The organism is Endozoicomonas sp. SESOKO2 (assembly GCF_024606245.1).
Classification (GTDB): domain Bacteria; phylum Pseudomonadota; class Gammaproteobacteria; order Pseudomonadales; family Endozoicomonadaceae; genus Endozoicomonas_A.
This window is the reverse complement of sequence record NZ_JAHHPQ010000337.1, coordinates 1-2,257: the sequence shown is the minus strand read 5'-3', so window position 1 is coordinate 2,257 and position 2,257 is coordinate 1. Positions and strand designations below refer to the sequence as shown.

The following is a 2,257-nucleotide window of genomic DNA, read 5'->3' as shown; positions in this document are numbered from 1 at the left end:
CTCCGTATAATGCACCTCCACTGATCGGGGCATCGCTCTTAAGGATACGTTCTTGACGAGCACGCAGCGATCCATTGCGACACCGTTCAAACCGGTGATTGACAATCGGATCGAACAGCGTAGAATGCTCCGCCGCTGAGACGGAAATGCAACGCTTACCGAGTGAGTGAATGTGGTCCCGGCAAGTTGAAAAGTGGCTCGTAAAACAATCACTTGACAACGAACGGCGCCGAGGTAATATGTGCGCCTCGCTGAACAGTGCTGATCGCTGCTTCAGCTGGTTAAAGCCTTCATGTTTTAATCCAGTTCTTTAACAAATTATCAGACAATTCGTGTGGGCGCTTGTGCGAATGGCATCGGTCAACAGAGCTTTGCTCTGAAATGATTTAAATGCTGATCAAGCAAGTGAACATACCTGTTAATTCTACTGTCTTCACAGACAGTTCAATAAATGTGACGTTTAATTGCAAGATTGAGCCGTTGGCTTGTTCTTCGGAATAGCTGACAAAACGATTTAAACTGAAGAGTTTGATCATGGCTCAGATTGAACGCTGGCGGCAGGCCTAACACATGCAAGTCGAGCGGTAACAGGACTAGCTTGCTAGTTGCTGACGAGCGGCGGACGGGTGCGTAACACGTAGGAATCTGCCCGGTAGTGGGGGATAGCCCGGAGAAATCCGGATTAATACCGCATACGCCTCAAGAGGGAAAGCAGGGGATCTTCGGACCTTGCGCTATCGGATGAGCCTGCGTCGGATTAGCTGGTTGGTGGGGTAATGGCCTACCAAGGCGACGATCCGTAGCTGGTCTGAGAGGATGATCAGCCACACTGGGACTGAGACACGGCCCAGACTCCTACGGGAGGCAGCAGTGGGGAATATTGCACAATGGGCGCAAGCCTGATGCAGCCATGCCGCGTGTGTGAAGAAGGCCCTAGGGTTGTAAAGCACTTTCAGCGAGGAGGAAAGGGTGTAGGTTAATACCCTGCATCTGTGACGTTACTCGCAGAAGAAGCACCGGCTAACTCCGTGCCAGCAGCCGCGGTAATACGGAGGGTGCGAGCGTTAATCGGAATTACTGGGCGTAAAGCGTGCGTAGGCGGCCTGTTAAGTTGGATGTGAAAGCCCCGGGCTTAACCTGGGAACGGCATCCAAAACTGGCAGGCTGGAGTGCGGAAGAGGAGTGTGGAATTTCCTGTGTAGCGGTGAAATGCGTAGATATAGGAAGGAACACCAGTGGCGAAGGCGACACTCTGGTCTGACACTGACGCTGAGGTACGAAAGCGTGGGGAGCAAACAGGATTAGATACCCTGGTAGTCCACGCCGTAAACGATGTCTACTAGTCGTCGGGGATCTTGTATGCCTGGTGACGCAGCTAACGCGATAAGTAGACCGCCTGGGGAGTACGGCCGCAAGGTTAAAACTCAAATGAATTGACGGGGGCCCGCACAAGCGGTGGAGCATGTGGTTTAATTCGAAGCAACGCGAAGAACCTTACCTGGCCTTGACATCCTGCGAACCTTTTAGAGATAGAGGGGTGCCTTCGGGAACGCAGTGACAGGTGCTGCATGGCTGTCGTCAGCTCGTGTCGTGAGATGTTGGGTTAAGTCCCGCAACGAGCGCAACCCTTATCCTCAGTTACCAGCACTTCGGGTGGGCACTCTGGGGAGACTGCCGGTGACAAACCGGAGGAAGGTGGGGACGACGTCAAGTCATCATGGCCCTTACGGCCAGGGCTACACACGTGCTACAATGGTGCATACAGACGGTTGCCAAGCCGCGAGGTGGAGCTAATCTGAGAAAGTGCATCGTAGTCCGGATTGGAGTCTGCAACTCGACTCCATGAAGTCGGAATCGCTAGTAATCGTGAATCAGAATGTCACGGTGAATACGTTCCCGGGCCTTGTACACACCGCCCGTCACACCATGGGAGTGGGTTGCTCCAGAAGTAGTTAGTCTAACCGCAAGGAGGACGATTACCACGGAGTGATTCATGACTGGGGTGAAGTCGTAACAAGGTAGCCCTAGGGGAACCTGGGGCTGGATCACCTCCTTAAACGACGACCGACCTTCCATAAGCGTTCACACGAATTGTTTGATTATCAGTTGTCAGTTGACGGTGGTCAGTTGACAGTTGTTAGTTTTGTTCTTTAACAATGTGGAATCCAAACTTAAATAAGCTGAGTTGATTTAAAAGACGTTAGTCTTTTAATGAGATTCTTGCTGAGACACTCTCAAGTTATTTACCGCAAGGTAA

1 rRNA gene is annotated in these 2,257 nt (G+C 51.8%); it reads left to right on the top strand.

The features are described from left to right. Positions 1-516 precede the first annotated feature (516 nt). A 16S ribosomal RNA gene (locus tag KDK17_RS07660) occupies positions 517-2,056 on the top strand. Positions 2,057-2,257 lie beyond the last annotated feature (201 nt).